The organism is Marinitoga sp. 1155 (assembly GCF_001021175.1).
GTDB lineage: Bacteria > Thermotogota > Thermotogae > Petrotogales > Petrotogaceae > Marinitoga.
Genome location: NZ_AZAX01000028.1, coordinates 73379 through 87869 on the forward strand (window position 1 = coordinate 73379; position 14491 = coordinate 87869).

The window sequence follows — 14491 nt, forward strand, 5'->3', positions numbered from 1 at the left end:
TAATAAAAAATTAAAAATGGGGGAAGCCCCCATTTTATTTTACTACTAATTTTAAATTAACTGGTATGTAAATAGTCTTTGTTTCTAAATATTCAACAGCTTTTCTAACTGCTAATTCCCCCATTAAAGAAGGTTGTTGAGCAACAGTTGCTGCCATTTCACCATTTTTTACAGCTGCAATAGCATCTGGGATAGCATCAAAACCAACAACGACAATTTTTCCTAATTTTCCTTCTGATTTAATTGCTTCTATTGCACCTAATGCCATTTCATCATTTTGAGCAAAAACTGCATCGATATCTGGATATGCTTGCAATAAATTTTCCATAACAGTTAATCCTTCTGCTCTATTGAAATTAGCCGTTTGTTTGGCTATAAGCTTTAAGTTTGGATATTTTTTTAATTCATTTTCAAAGCCTTTACCTCTATCTCTTGCAGCAGAAGTACCAGGAATACCTTCCAATTCTACTACATTTCCTTTGCCATTTAAAAGTTCTGCAATATATTTTGCTGCCATAGCACCACCAGCAACATTATCAGAAGCAATATGCAAAATAACCTTGCCACCATTTGCTGCTCTGTCGACAGTAATGACAGGAATACCTGCATCATTTGCTTCTTCAACTGCAGCGACTATAGCATCACTGTCAGTAGGGTTGATAATTATTAAATCAACTCTTTGTTGAACAAGGTCTTCGATATCATTTAGTTGCTTATACGATTTATCCTGGGCATCAACAACTACTATATCCACACCTTGATTTACTGCTTCTTGTAAAGCTCCATTCCTTAACTCAACAAAAAATGGATTGTTCAATGTTGAAAGAGATAATCCGATTTTAATACTAAATGCCATCAATGAAAATAAAATAATAAATGTTACAAATAATACAGTTTTTTTCATACATACACCCCCTATTTTTCTTCCCTTTCCAACAGTATTGCAATTAATATAACAATACCCTTTACAGCCTGTTGGTAAAAGGGAGATACGTTTAATAAATTAAGTCCATTATTGATTATTCCCATTATTAGAGCTCCAAAAATAGTGCCAACGACACTACCCTTTCCACCGGTTAAACTCGCTCCTCCTAAAACAACAGCTGCAATAGCATCTAATTCATATCCTGTTCCAAATGTAGGTTGGGCACTATTAAGCCTGGCGGTTAAAAGTATAGCGCTTAGCGCTGATAAAATTCCACTAATCATATATATAACTATTTTATATTTAACAACTTTAACCCCACTAAGTTTAGCTGCCATTTCATTTCCGCCAATTGCATATGTATATAATCCTAATTTTGTATTTGATGATATATACCATATCAAAGTAAAAGTACCTAACATAATTATTATAGGATAAGGTATTCCGAAAAAATCTCCTCTTCCTATAACTCTAAAACTTGAAGAAAACCCTGAGATAGGCATTCCCTGAGTATATACTAATGTTAAACTTCTACCAATAGCCATAGTTGCTAGTGTTACAATAAATGGTTGGATTCTCCCTTTTGCTATAATAAATCCATTAACAAATCCCATCAATGCGCCTATAACTAATGCTGTTATTATACCTAAAAAGATAGAACCAGTTTTTAAAACAGATGCCATTATAACTGCAGATAGTGCAAAAATAGATCCAACAGATAGATCTATGCCTCCTGATATTATAACCATAGTCATACCAAAAGCCATTACCGCCTGAATAGAAACCTGTCTAAAGACATTAATTATATTAGATATTGTAAGGAACCTATCACTTAAAATTGAAAAAAATATTGAAATACCTATAAAACCAACTATTGCTGGATATTCTTTCATTTTTTTCAAAATAATTTTTCCATTCATTAAATATCAACTCCAGTAGCTAACTTTAAAATGTTTTCCTGATTTATGTTTTTTTGTTCTAATATTCCCATACTTTTACCTCTATGCATAACCATAACTCTATCGCACAAACTTACTATCTCAGGTAATTCTGAAGATATAAAAATTACAGCATTTCCTGAATTAGCTAAATTATTAACTATATTATAGACTTCTACTTTTGCTCCAACATCTATACCCCTTGTCGGTTCAACCAGAAAAACCACTTTTGGATTTCTTTTTAAAACTTTGGATAATACAACCTTTTGCTGATTTCCTCCAGATAAATTTCCAGCTTTTTGTTTGTATGATGTTGCTTTGATAGAGTACTTTTTAATTTCATCTTTTGCAATTTTTTTAGCTTTTTTCCAAAATAATATACCATACTTTTCAATTAATTTAATATTTTGGATTATTATATTTTTCATAATATCTAATTCTAATATCAATCCCATGCTTTTTCTATCTTCTGGAACCAGTGCTATACCATATTCTAAGGCTTTGTTAGGGTTATCTATTTTTTTTATTTTTCTATTATTAATTATTAAACTTTCCCATTTTGCTGGTATATATCCATAAATGGCTAAAGGAATTTCGGATTTTCCAGATCCTACTAATCCAGCTATTCCAAAGATTTCACCTTCTTTTACATCAAATGAAACATCTCTAACTACATTTCCCACTTTAAGTTTTTTTATAGAAAAAATTACTTTATTTTCAATTTTATTATATTTAGGAAACATCTCGTCTATTTTTCTTCCAACCATCATATTTATAAGATCTTCCTGTGAAAAATTATCTACAGAACCACTACCAATATATTTCCCATCTCTTAAAACAGTAACTTTATCGGCTATTTCAAAAACTTCTTCTAATCTATGAGAAATAAAAATAATACCTATTCCATTATTTTTTAACTCTTTTATTATTTTAAAAAGATTTTTAGTTTCATGTTCAGTTATAGCTGCTGTTGGTTCATCCATAATAATAATTTTTGAGTTCAAGGATAAAGCTTTTGCTATTGATACTAATTGTTTTTCTGATGTATTTAAATCTTTTACAATTGTTTCAGCTTTTATATTAAAATTATTAGCTGTTAAAATTTTTTGAGCTTCATCAATTAACTGTTTTTTATTTACAAAGAATTTATTTATATTTCCAATAAAAATATTTTCTGCTACAGTTAAATCCTCAAATAAATTTAATTCCTGATGTATGGTAGCGATTCCACGATTTATTGCTTCTGAAGGATTTGAAAAAGAAATTTCTTCGTCATTATAAATTATTTTTCCTTTATCAGCTTTTATTACTCCACCTATAATTTTTATCAGAGTGCTTTTTCCAGCTCCATTTTCACCTAACAAGGCATGAACTTCACCAGGATTAAGTTTAAAATCTATATTATCCAAAGCTAAAACACCGGGGAATTGTTTTGTCACTTTTATTAATTCTAATAACATTAAAATATCACTCCTGAAACAAAAATAGCGTTAAAATAAGGTTTATTTTCACCAGTTCTAATTATAGCTTTACAATTAGTAGAAAGTTTTTTTAGATTTTCGTGAGATACAAACTCAATATTTTTATTAAACTTTTTAATTAAATTTATAAAATCTTCAGATGATTCTTTAGCAATAATAATTTTTTCTATATGTAATTCTTTTAATAGAATTTTTGTAACCTGTTCAAGTGTTGGATTGCCGATATCTATTACTAAATCAATTTTTTTAATATCTTTTGAAATTGGAAAACCCATATCTACAACAGCAATAGTATCTGTATGTCCCATGGAAGCAATTACAGAAGAAATTTCAGAATTAAATATTCCTTTTTTTTTCACCGCATTCACCCCTTTCAAAAAACGTTCTTGAAAACGTTTTCTGAAATAAGAATAACATACTTTACATATTATTCAAAATCCAATAACAAAAAATAAACAGAGATTTGAACCAATTATCTCTAAATAGAAGTCTTTTTTAATTTTATATTAATATTATTTAATTTTTATTAATAAAATTTTCCTTATACTCTGGACATATTGCTTTGAAATTACACCATTTACAATTATACTTTGAAGGTTTTGCTTGAAAATAGATTTCGTCTTTTGGAATATTTCTTTTTTTATCATTTAAATAAGATTCGAGTATTTTTATTCTTGATTTAATATGCTCTTCTACCTTTAAAATATCATCTTTGTTATATTTTTTTTCTTCAGAAATACCCTCCAGCAAATATTCATTTATCAATGTGATTTTTTCTAAATTAATAGTATAATTCTTATAAGCATATAATGCATATAATTTTAATTGAAAGTCATCATCTTTTGATTTTTTACCAGTTTTCCAATCAACGATAATAACTTCACTACCTTTTTTATACATAAAATCAATTATAGAATATATTTTATAATCATCAATAAAAAAAGAAGAAAAATTATTTTCTTTGTCTATTTCCATTATTTTTATACCGTTTTGTATATCTTTTAACGTTTTAGAATTATAATAATTTTGAAGCAAAATTTTAGTTTTTTCTTTTATTTTTTTTCCAAATTCATTTTCAAATATATTTCTATTTTTATAATAAATAGAATAAAACATAACTATACTTTTAGGATTTTTCTCCCATTCTTTTTGATACTTTTTTGAATAATATACAGCTTTATTAAATTCATATCCAATATTTTTCAATGCCATTTTTAAATCAGGAGTTTTTAAAGCTGTTATGTTATTAGCAATATAATCGTGTATTAAAGATCCTAAAAATTGTTCAATAGTTGTTAGTTTACTTAGTCTATAGGCCATTTTTGACCTTTCTGGTGCCGTTTTTTCCCAACCGCCCCATATCAGAAATTTAGAATAATAATATGCCCTTGGGCATTTCGATAATAATTTGTCTTTTGAAAATGACCAGGATTTTTCCGGATATTCACCAATCATATTATCCCACCTTTCGATACTTTATTATAACAAAATTATGCTATTATAAAAAAAGAAAGGAGATACAATATGAATTATTTAGAATTATTATACGAAGCTATTGATTTAGAAAAAGAAGCCGAAATAAAAACTATGATTAATGAAATAAAGTTATATGGAAAAAATAGAGAAAAAATAGGACGAGCTATAAACAATTTAAAAGGTAAATTTATAAGAAAAGAAATTGGGGGAATATATTTAATTAAATTTGGAAGAGAAGAGCCTTTTAAAACAGATATTTCTGTTGGAGATGTTGTATTGATTAGCAAAGGTAATCCTTTAAAAAGTGATTTAACAGGTTCTGTTACAGAAATTGGAAATAAATATATTGTTGTATCTTTTTCAAATAGACCACCTATCTGGATCCAAAAATCAAAAAATATTAGAGTAGACTTATATTTAAATGAAATAACTTTTAAACGTATGCAGAATGCAATTTTAAAACTTCATTATAGTGAAGGAAAGCTTAAAATTTTAAAGTCTATTATTTTAGGTAATAAGAAACCAAAGCAACCTGAAAACGTAGGTTTATCTTTTTATGATAAAGATTTAAATGATTCGCAAAAAAAGGCTGTGAAAGAAGCAGTTGGCAGTAAAGATATTTTTCTAATACATGGTCCTCCAGGTACAGGAAAGACTCGAACTCTAACAGAAATTATTATGCAAGAAGTAAAAAATGGTAAAAAAGTTTTAGCAACTTCCGATTCAAATGCTGCAACAGATAATTTGTTATTTAATCTTATACGTTATAAAGATATAAAAGTATGTAGATTAGGTCATCCGAGTAGAATAGATAAAGATTTAATATCCCATTCATTATATTATGTCGTTGAAAATCATGAAGATTATAAAAAAATTGAAAAAATCCGTGAAGAAGCTATTAATTTATCAGAAAAAAGGGATAAATATAAAAAGCCTATTCCTCAAATAAGACGAGGACTAAGTGAGCAGCAAATAGAAAAATACGCCTTAAAAAATCGTGGAACAAGAGGAATTTTTCCTGAAGACATGAAGTCAATGTATGAGTGGATAAAACTTAACAACGAAGTTCAAAAACTTTATAATCTTGCAGAGGAATCAGAAGAAATTCTGGTAAAAAAAATTATAAGTAGTTGTGATGTAATCATAAGTACAAATAGTTCTGCTGGTATTGAAGAACTGGATAATATTACATTTGATACTGTTGTTATAGATGAAGGTTCTCAGGCAACTGAACCATCATGTTATATACCAATAGTTCGTGGGAGAAAATTTATAATAGGTGGGGACCATAAACAACTTCCTCCAACAATTTTAAGTGAAAAAGCAAAAAAGATATTATCAAAAACATTATTTGAAAGATTAATAAAAAAATATCCAGAAAACTCTTCTATATTGACAGTTCAGTATAGAATGAATGATAAAATAATGCAATTTTCTAATAAAAAGTTTTATAATGGAATATTAACAAGCAGTAAAAATATTAAAAATAGAACTATATATGTTAATATCGATAATTATCCGTATAATAAAATATTAAGCAAAACACCTCTGATTTTTGTTGACACCTCTGAGATTCAAGAAAAATATGAAGTGATAAAAAAAGGATCATCGTCAAAATACAATCCATTAGAAGCAAAAATAGTTATAGAAATTAGTAGAATTCTGGATAAAAACAATATCGATTATGGAATTATTTCACCATATAAAGATCAGGTGAAATATTTAAAAGAAAAAATAAATAATACAGTTAATACGGTTGATGGATTTCAAGGTAAAGAAAAAGATGTTATTATATTTTCTTTAACAAGAAGTAATGAAAAAGGTTTAATAGGTTTTTTAACAGATGAAAGAAGATTAAACGTGGCAATTACAAGAGCAAGAAAAAAATTAATCGTTATAGGAGATATATTAACAATAACCAATTATTCATTATTTAACGATTTTATAAAATATATCGAACAAAATGGAGAAATTATTAAGTTAAAAAAATCTGATTACGATGTCTAAAAAGTAAAGTCGCTCAAACCTTGATTGTTAATCCTTAAAAATAGCTCATTCTCGCCGGCCGTATCAGACTTACATCCATGTTCTGTATTTTGCATCCGTGCAAAAAATTTGACCGGCTTCATTTTACGCTTAGATTTTTTAGATATAAAAAATCTAAGGTAAATAGTTTTTTTAATATTTTATAGAAAACAAAAATTTTTTATAAAATCAAAATTATTTTAACCAATACCCGCGATAGCGTGTAAGGACAATCTGCGAATTTTCGCTTGCTTTTTACTAATTGGATACCCTAATTTTTAGAATTAACAGGTATATTAGTAACATGGCTTTATATAATTCCATATTCTCGTGAGAATATATAAAAACAGTTTTTTGTAAGATACATTTATGCTATAATAATACTAAGAAAAAACAAATGTGGAGATGATGAAAATGAAAAAATTACCAATAGGAGTACAAGATTATAAAAAACTAATAATAGAAAATTATATATATATAGATAAAACAAAATATATATTAGAATTAGCAAATTCCGGAATACCAACCTTTCTCTCAAGACCAAGAAGATTTGGAAAAAGTTTAACAGTATCAACATTATATTACCTATTCAAAGGAGAAAAAGAATTATTTAAAGATACATATATATATGACAAATGGGAATTTAAAGAATATCCTGTAATAAAACTCGATATGTCAGATAATACATTAACAACATATGATGAATTTATAGATTCTCTTGATGAAAGAATTGAAGAATTATATAGAGAATATGATATTTCACCAATAAAAAATAATTTACCAACAAAATTTGGGCATTTAATAACAGAATTAAGTAAAAAATACAAAGAAAAAACAGTAATACTCATAGACGAATATGAATCACCAATATTAGAACATATAAACAATAAAGAAAAAGCAGAAGAATTTAGAGCATTTTTAAGAGAATTCTATAAAAAAGTAAAAACAAAAGATGAATACATAAAATTTGTATTCATAACCGGCATTACAAAATTCACAAAAACAGGTGTATTTTCAGCACTTAATAATTTAAATGATATATCGTTAAATAAAAAATATGCAACAATGTTGGGTTATACACAGGAAGAATTGGAATATTATTTTGAAGATTATATAAAAGAAACAGCAAAAGAAATAGGAATATCAGAACATCAATTATTAAAAGAAATGAAAAAATATTACAATGGTTTTTCCTTTGATGGAGAACAATTTGTATATAATCCATTCTCCATATTAAAGTTTTTTGAAGAAAAAAAATTCAGAAATTACTGGTTTGAAAGCGGATCGCCATCATTTCTATCAAAATATATAGAAGACAAAAAAGTAACCTATGAGGATCTGGTAAAAAACACGGTAAGTGCAATGGATTTCTCAACAAGAGAAATAGAAGATGCCAATGCAAATATATTCTTTACACAAGCAGGATATCTAACATTTAAAGGAATAAAAAGATATGGATTAACAGAAAAATACATATTAGATTATCCAAATCTCGAAGTAAAGAACAGTTTTTCAAAATTAATATTAGAATCAAATTACAAACCAAAAGAAGAAGCATATGAAAGGGTATATGAAATATACATAAAAATAGCAGAAAATGACATAAAAGGATTAATAGAAGAAATAAAGAAAATAATAAGTGCAATACCGTATAACTTACACAAAAAAGAAGAAAAGTATTATCACTCATTGATATTTACAATAATAGCATCAGCAGGAATAGATGTAAAAGCAGAAGAATTAACAAACTTAGGACGAAGTGACCTTGTAATAGATTTTGATGAAAGGATATATCTTTTTGAAATAAAAGTGGATAAAAGTGCAATTGATGCAATAAACCAAATAAAAGAAAAGAAATATTATGAAAAATACAAAGGAAAAGAAATATATATAATAGGGATAAACATAGATTCAGAAAAAAGGAATATTGATGATTATATAATTGAAAAGATATAACTGCATACAATCTCAAATTAACAAAATCCCCGAAAACGGGGATTTTGTTATAAGAATTTATCAATAATCTCATCAATCGAAATTCTTTCATTATAAAAGATAATTACAATATTTATCCTAAAGTAGCTTCAATTGAACTAACAAATAAATGTAATATAAAATGTTTACATTGTTATGGCGATTTTAATAGTAGTTTGAATAATTTTATTAGTTTAAATGATGCAAAAAAAATTTTATATGAGCTAAAAAACTTGGGGGTAAATATTATTGAACTAACAGGTGGAGAAATAACAACATATCCATATCTAAAAGAAATTATAACCTATGCTCTTAAACTTGAATTCGAACAAATAGGTTTATTAACAAATGGAATATATATTTCTGAAGAAATTATGAATACTATTATTTTAAATAAGTCAAAAATATTTATTCAAATAGATTTGCATAGTTTAAATGATGAATATTTAAAATGGTTTACTAAAACTTCTAATTCTTTAAATAAAATAAAAAACAACATATATATACTTGCAAAAAATAAAGTTAATATGAGAGTTGCAACAATTGTTACTCCAAAAAATTTAGATGAGATTGAAGAGATTGCAGATTGGGTATATAATTTAGGGATAAAATCTTTTGGTATCAGCCCGGTTATAGAATTAGGAAGAGCAAAAAATATGAACAAAAATTTATATTTAAACGATAATGAATATATTCAGTTGGATATATTATTGGATAAAATAAACAAAAAATATCCAAAATTTCTATCTCTTATAGAATTCGGACAGTTAAAAAATTCTAATTGTGGATGTATTTCATCTCATGTTGTAATCTCAGCTACAGGTGAAATAAAAATGTGTACAATGGATAACATGAAATACTTTAATAGTAATTTAGGTAATGCTATAAAACAAAATATAAAGAATATTTATGATATCAACTCAAAATATATAAATGATATTTTCAAATTAGAATCTCCAAAATTAAATTCTGAAGAATGTAAAGAATGCAAATATAGATATTTCTGTAATGGTTGTTTGCTTAGAGGTTTTATAAAAGCAAAAGAATTAAAAAATAATTGTAAATGGTATAAAAACAAAGTTTCTCAAATCATAAAAGAACAGTTAAGGATAGAAGAATTTCAGAGGTGATTTAAATGGGAAATATATTAGAAGTAATTAATTTAAGAAAAACATATACTCTTTTTAAATTAAATGCAACATTCAACGTAAAAAAAGGAAAAATTACAGGATTTATTGGTATAAACGGTTCTGGGAAAACAACCACAATAAAATCAATTCTTGGCCTTGCATTAAAGGAAAGTGGAATTATAAAAATATTTGGAAAAGAATTAAACAAAAAAACTGAAAAAGAAATAAAAAATCGTATAGGGATAGTATTTGATGAAGGTTATTTTTATGAGGAATTAACTTTAAAAGAAATGAAAAAAATAATATCTTCCGCCTATTCAAATTGGAATGAAGAATTATTTAGGCAATATATAAAAAGATTCAACTTACCTTTAAATCAAAAGATATATAAATTATCTAAAGGGATGAAAATGAAATATGCAATTGCTTTAGCCCTTTCACATAACCCAGAACTTCTAATTATGGATGAACCAACAAGCGGGTTAGATCCTTTAGTTAGACATGAATTAATGAATATACTATTGGAATTTATGAAGGATGAAAATAAAAGCGTATTTTTTTCAACTCACATAACATCGGACTTAGATAAAATTGCAGATGATTTAATATTAATCAACAACGGAAAAATTATTTTTTGTGAAGATAAAAAAGAACTACTAAATAAATATGTAATAATTAAAGGTTCAAAAGAACTTGTTAATGATGAAATAAAAGAGTTATTTTTAAATTTAAAAATTTCAGAAGATTATTTTGAAGGTTTAACTGATAAGAAAAACGAATTAAGTAGTTTATTTAGAAAAGATGTAGTAATTGAAAAACCTACTATAGAAAATATAATGCTTTATCATGTTGAGAGGTGAAAAAATGAAATTAATACTAAATCTTATAAAAAAAGAATTTTTTCTTGCAAAAAATTATTTATTGATAACCCTTGCTACTGCAATATTTATTCCACTGTTTGTAAATAGTAAAATAGGTAATATTGGAGGAAGTTTTATAGTTTTTTTCATTACAGTTATTTATACGGAATATCTTTTATATAATTCAATTTCAATAGTGGAACATAAGTACAAAGGTTCTTATTTACTCAGTGCAACACCATATTCTAGAAATACACAAGTAAAGGCAAAATATATTTTCATATTGATAATTTTTTTCATATGTTTTCTTCTTTATAGTGCGGTTTCTATAATTTTTGCTATTCCAAAATTAAATCTATTTTCAACTGGATTAACGTTGTTAATAACAAGTATTTTTTTTGGTCTTATTATTCCAATCCAATATAAATTTGGATATGAAAAAACAAAATATATTTCTGCAACTTTGATTTTTTTAACCCCTTTTTTATTACCTAAATTTTTGCAAAATATAGCATCAAAAAATTATACTTTTAAAATTTCAGATCAAATTTTAATTCTATTATTTTATTTATGTGCATTAATATTTTTATACTTTTCAATGATTGTTTCAATACATATTTATTCAAAAAAAGATTTTTAATAAACTCGAAAGGAGATTAATAAAATGGAAATGATTATGTTTGCAATAGCGTTTGTCGCTATTATTGGAATATCAGAATTAATAAAAAAATGGATTAACAAAGATAAGTTTTAATAAGTATTTTTTCTTCGAATAAAGTACATGTTTCTATCAGAAATGCCATTATGGGAAGTATTTATATATACAATATTTTCAAGATTAATCTATAAAACCAATTAATCATTAACATCAAATAATAGAATGTATTAAACAAAAAATTAACAACAAAATATATCATATGATAAAATAATTATGTAAATTTATTAAATTTAAGAAAAAAAAGTTGATTATAAATTTACTCAAAAATTACTTTATATCGTTGACTATTTTTTTGCTAAAATTATTGTAAATTGAATAAGTGAAAATAATATCTTTTGTTATTCAGTAACATAATATAAAAATTATACATTCATAAAGTTTTATTATGAATCGTTAAGTTATAAAATTCACGATATTTGTTAGCAATATTATTGAACAAAGTCGATGATATTATCTGATAATAGTAATTAATAAAATAATAAAGTTCCCCAAACATCTAATCCATCAATGCCTGGAATTATTTAGTATAATTACCTAAATATGTATGTAATATATAATTAAAAAATTGAATATTTGTTAAATTATTATTTCATTTTTCGATTTACCAAGGTGAAAAAAATCACAGGAGGGAACAAAATGAAAATAGTTAATGATGCAAAAAACGAAAGTTTAAAATGTTTTATTGTTTGTTCTGCTGAATGCGTTATAATATGTTCTCTGGATACAATGAGCCCTTTGTTAGATGCAATGGGTGTAGCATCATATGCTAATACAGAACATATATCATTATAGTCTAGATGAGGAGGGAGTTTTATGAAAATAATTAATAACAATAACAAAGAAGAAGGTTTAATATGTATTATTGGGTGTGGAATAATTTGCGGATTTGGATGTCAGACTGATTCTCCTATAATACCTGTAATGGATGCTGCAGCTGGTATTTCTGGTACTATAACTGGTACGGGCGCTAAATTTTAATTGAATTTAAATTTATTGGTTTTTTATAAAATTCACCTCGGTTTTTTTATTAAGTATTATATACTAAAATTTAAAATAATTATATAAAATATGCATTTGAGAGGTGGAAATATGAAGGGTTTTATTTTTGAAACAAAAAAAGGAAATTTTTATTTTTATTCTGATACTACAGGAGAAGTTATATTTATAAAATCCAAAGATGATATTAAAAATTTTTCTAATAAATATCAAAAAAGTTATTTTTATGATGATAAAATAGTTAATATTACTAATATTAAAAATTATATAAAAAAAGAGGAAGTAAAGAATTATTTTTTATTGTTACCGAAGATTGTAATCTTAGATGTAAATATTGTGCTTATTCGGGAGAATATTCTAATATGAGAACACATAATAATGTGTATATGGATTATAATATAGCTAAAAAAGCTATTGATAAATACTTCTCGGATATTTCACAAACCCAAAAGGAAAATCCATATTTTATTCCAGCTATTGGGTTTTATGGTGGAGAACCTTTACTTAATTTTGATTTAATAAAAAAGATAATAGAATATATAAAAAATAAAAAACACAAATGTCATTTTACTATCACAACAAATGGAACTATATTAAACGATGAAATAATAAAGTTTCTTGCTGAAAATGAAATTTCTCTTGCTTTTAGCCTTAATTGTTCTAAAAAAGAGCATGATAGATTACGAGTATTTTCAAATGAAAAGGGTACATTTGAAATTGTGTATAATAACATATTAAAAATAAAAGAGAAATATCCTTATTATTATAAAAAATATTGTTCTATAATTGCGTGTTATGATTATGGAACAAATTTATTAAAAATGAAAGATTTTTTTGATAGGAGTAATTTATCAGAAAGGCTTATCAGACTTAATATGATAGGAAATTCTTATACTAATTGGTATAATCAATATTCAAAAGAAGAAAAAGAAAAGTTCTTTTCTCAAATGAACGAACTAAAAAATTTATATTTCCAGAAAATTAAAAAAAATGAAAATGATAAATTTTTATCTTCATTTATGGTGTCCAATTAGTAAAGTAAGCGAAAACTCGAAAATTGCCTGAAAAAATAGCATATGAAGCCGGGCAATTTTGCATGGATGCAAAATTGAGTGAAGCCGAACATGGATGTGAGTCTGATACGACCGGCGAAAATATGCTATTTTTGAAGATTAGCAATTAAGGTTTGAGCAACTTTACTTTTTGGACACCCTTTCTTCATTATTTGGATTATCATATTTTACTATACTTAATAGAAATATAAAAGTAAATTTATATGAAAGTAAACCTTCATTTCTTTCATTTACAGGAACATGTGTACCAGGAGAAAAAATAGCAATCTCTCCTTCTGGAGATTTGCATTGCTGTGAGAAAATCAACTATAATTTTCCTATTGGCACTGTTGAAACCTGGTTGGATTATTCAAAAATAGAGAAAATAATAAAAAAATACAATCAAAAATTAAAGTCAGAATGCTTAACCTGTTCTGTGTCAAGATTGTGCCCGCTTTGTTTCGCTTTATTAGCAGGGAATGGAGAATTCGAAAAAGATCCTTCAAATATTTGTGAAAATATCAAAAAAGGAATAAAAAAATATTTTGAAGAAATCTGGAATTTGCTAGAGGAAAGAGTTAATATATTTGATTTAATCAAGTTTTCAAAATATAAACAATGTGGGGTGTATATATGAAGAATAAATATTTTAAATTAAACAAAGACTATATTTTAGTTATTGGAAAAGAAAATAAAGGTTTAATTTATGATTTAAAAAATGGAAATATGATAGAATTAGAAAAAACATGGACTGATGTTTTAGTACAGTTAGAAAATGGCATTAAAATTGAAAATGTAAAATCATCCTAAAATTCAAATGTAAATTCTATAGATTCAAAAGCATACAAAACATTCCTAAATAATTTATTAAATTTAAATGTTCATAGCATAATATTGAGCGAATTCAATTTAGAGA

16 protein-coding genes are annotated in these 14491 nt (G+C 25.5%); 11 read left to right on the plus strand and 5 right to left on the minus strand.

The annotated features are described in order from the left end of the window. Nucleotides 1-34: 34 nt before the first annotated feature. The 5 genes from X274_RS08755 to X274_RS08775 all read right to left on the minus strand — a co-directional run bounded on the left by X274_RS08755 (nt 35) and on the right by X274_RS08775 (nt 4799). The gene (locus X274_RS08755) at nt 35-856 is read right to left on the minus strand and encodes a D-ribose ABC transporter substrate-binding protein (protein ID WP_442914803.1); all 822 of its coding nucleotides are present in this window, start codon (nt 854-856) and stop codon (nt 35-37) included. A 59-nt stretch (nt 857-915) separates the two neighbouring features. After that, on the minus strand, nt 916-1845 hold the full coding sequence (locus tag X274_RS08760; RefSeq protein ID WP_047266450.1) for an ABC transporter permease: 930 nt from the start codon (nt 1843-1845) through the stop codon (nt 916-918). Beyond that, the gene (locus tag X274_RS08765) at nt 1845-3323 is read right to left on the minus strand and encodes a sugar ABC transporter ATP-binding protein (protein ID WP_047266451.1); all 1479 of its coding nucleotides are present in this window, start codon (nt 3321-3323) and stop codon (nt 1845-1847) included. The genes X274_RS08760 and X274_RS08765 overlap by 1 nt, the downstream gene beginning before the upstream one ends. Next, complete coding sequence (rbsD, locus tag X274_RS08770) at nt 3323-3703, minus strand: D-ribose pyranase (RefSeq protein ID WP_047266452.1); 381 nt, start codon at nt 3701-3703, stop codon at nt 3323-3325. The genes X274_RS08765 and rbsD overlap by 1 nt, the downstream gene beginning before the upstream one ends. 157 nt (nt 3704-3860) lie before the next feature. Continuing rightward, on the minus strand, nt 3861-4799 hold the full coding sequence (locus X274_RS08775) for a PD-(D/E)XK nuclease family protein (RefSeq protein ID WP_047266453.1): 939 nt from the start codon (nt 4797-4799) through the stop codon (nt 3861-3863). 69 nt (nt 4800-4868) lie between these two features. Between X274_RS08775 and X274_RS08780 the strand changes: the two genes are divergently transcribed. The 11 genes from X274_RS08780 to X274_RS12050 all read left to right on the plus strand — a co-directional run bounded on the left by X274_RS08780 (nt 4869) and on the right by X274_RS12050 (nt 14385). After that, nucleotides 4869-6827: an IGHMBP2 family helicase gene (locus X274_RS08780; protein ID WP_047266454.1), complete on the plus strand. Its 1959-nt coding sequence runs from the start codon at nt 4869-4871 to the stop codon at nt 6825-6827. 432 nt (nt 6828-7259) lie between these two features. Continuing rightward, entirely contained in the window at nt 7260-8801 is a 1542-nt protein-coding gene (locus X274_RS08785; protein ID WP_047266455.1) for an ATP-binding protein, read from the plus strand. Between the two features lie 131 nt (nt 8802-8932). Continuing rightward, a complete protein-coding gene (locus tag X274_RS08790; protein WP_255350155.1) occupies nt 8933-9949 on the plus strand; it encodes a radical SAM/SPASM domain-containing protein in 1017 nt (338 codons plus the stop codon). 5 nt (nt 9950-9954) lie between these two features. Beyond that, entirely contained in the window at nt 9955-10809 is an 855-nt protein-coding gene (locus X274_RS08795) for an ABC transporter ATP-binding protein (RefSeq protein ID WP_047266456.1), read from the plus strand. Between the two features lie 4 nt (nt 10810-10813). Beyond that, complete coding sequence (locus tag X274_RS08800; protein ID WP_047266457.1) at nt 10814-11449, plus strand: ABC-2 transporter permease; 636 nt, start codon at nt 10814-10816, stop codon at nt 11447-11449. A 714-nt stretch (nt 11450-12163) separates the two neighbouring features. After that, nucleotides 12164-12319: a huazacin family RiPP peptide gene (locus X274_RS12040; RefSeq protein WP_156166182.1), complete on the plus strand. Its 156-nt coding sequence runs from the start codon at nt 12164-12166 to the stop codon at nt 12317-12319. A 21-nt stretch (nt 12320-12340) separates the two neighbouring features. Beyond that, nucleotides 12341-12505 carry a hypothetical protein gene (locus X274_RS12045; protein ID WP_156166183.1) on the plus strand — a complete coding sequence of 55 codons (165 nt, stop codon included), beginning with the start codon at nt 12341-12343 and terminating at the stop codon, nt 12503-12505. 111 nt (nt 12506-12616) lie between these two features. Beyond that, a complete protein-coding gene (locus X274_RS08805; protein ID WP_047266458.1) occupies nt 12617-12889 on the plus strand; it encodes a hypothetical protein in 273 nt (90 codons plus the stop codon). Continuing rightward, the gene (locus tag X274_RS08810) at nt 12823-13557 is read left to right on the plus strand and encodes a radical SAM protein (RefSeq protein WP_084822714.1); all 735 of its coding nucleotides are present in this window, start codon (nt 12823-12825) and stop codon (nt 13555-13557) included. Before X274_RS08805 ends, X274_RS08810 begins: the two co-directional genes overlap by 67 nt. A 169-nt stretch (nt 13558-13726) precedes the next feature. Beyond that, on the plus strand, nt 13727-14212 hold the full coding sequence (locus X274_RS08815) for a hypothetical protein (RefSeq protein WP_047266459.1): 486 nt from the start codon (nt 13727-13729) through the stop codon (nt 14210-14212). Continuing rightward, on the plus strand, nt 14209-14385 hold the full coding sequence (locus tag X274_RS12050; protein ID WP_156166184.1) for a hypothetical protein: 177 nt from the start codon (nt 14209-14211) through the stop codon (nt 14383-14385). The genes X274_RS08815 and X274_RS12050 overlap by 4 nt, the downstream gene beginning before the upstream one ends. The last annotated feature ends 106 nt before the right edge of the window (nt 14386-14491 follow it).

What these genes read in the sequence shown, in the direction of transcription:
- X274_RS08795 (WP_047266456.1), top strand. Translation starts at nt 9,955, where the DNA reads ATGGGAAATATATTAGAAGTAATTAATTTAAGAAAAACATATACTCTT.
- X274_RS08780 (WP_047266454.1), top strand. Translation starts at nt 4,869, where the DNA reads ATGAATTATTTAGAATTATTATACGAAGCTATTGATTTAGAAAAAGAA.
- X274_RS08760 (WP_047266450.1), bottom strand. Translation starts at nt 1,845, where the DNA reads ATGAATGGAAAAATTATTTTGAAAAAAATGAAAGAATATCCAGCAATA.
- X274_RS12050 (WP_156166184.1), top strand. Translation starts at nt 14,209, where the DNA reads ATGAAGAATAAATATTTTAAATTAAACAAAGACTATATTTTAGTTATT.
- X274_RS12045 (WP_156166183.1), top strand. Translation starts at nt 12,341, where the DNA reads ATGAAAATAATTAATAACAATAACAAAGAAGAAGGTTTAATATGTATT.
- X274_RS08785 (WP_047266455.1), top strand. Translation starts at nt 7,260, where the DNA reads ATGAAAAAATTACCAATAGGAGTACAAGATTATAAAAAACTAATAATA.
- X274_RS08805 (WP_047266458.1), top strand. Translation starts at nt 12,617, where the DNA reads ATGAAGGGTTTTATTTTTGAAACAAAAAAAGGAAATTTTTATTTTTAT.
- X274_RS08800 (WP_047266457.1), top strand. Translation starts at nt 10,814, where the DNA reads ATGAAATTAATACTAAATCTTATAAAAAAAGAATTTTTTCTTGCAAAA.
- X274_RS08755 (WP_442914803.1), bottom strand. Translation starts at nt 856, where the DNA reads ATGGCATTTAGTATTAAAATCGGATTATCTCTTTCAACATTGAACAAT.
- X274_RS08775 (WP_047266453.1), bottom strand. Translation starts at nt 4,799, where the DNA reads ATGATTGGTGAATATCCGGAAAAATCCTGGTCATTTTCAAAAGACAAA.
- X274_RS12040 (WP_156166182.1), top strand. Translation starts at nt 12,164, where the DNA reads ATGAAAATAGTTAATGATGCAAAAAACGAAAGTTTAAAATGTTTTATT.
- X274_RS08765 (WP_047266451.1), bottom strand. Translation starts at nt 3,323, where the DNA reads ATGTTATTAGAATTAATAAAAGTGACAAAACAATTCCCCGGTGTTTTA.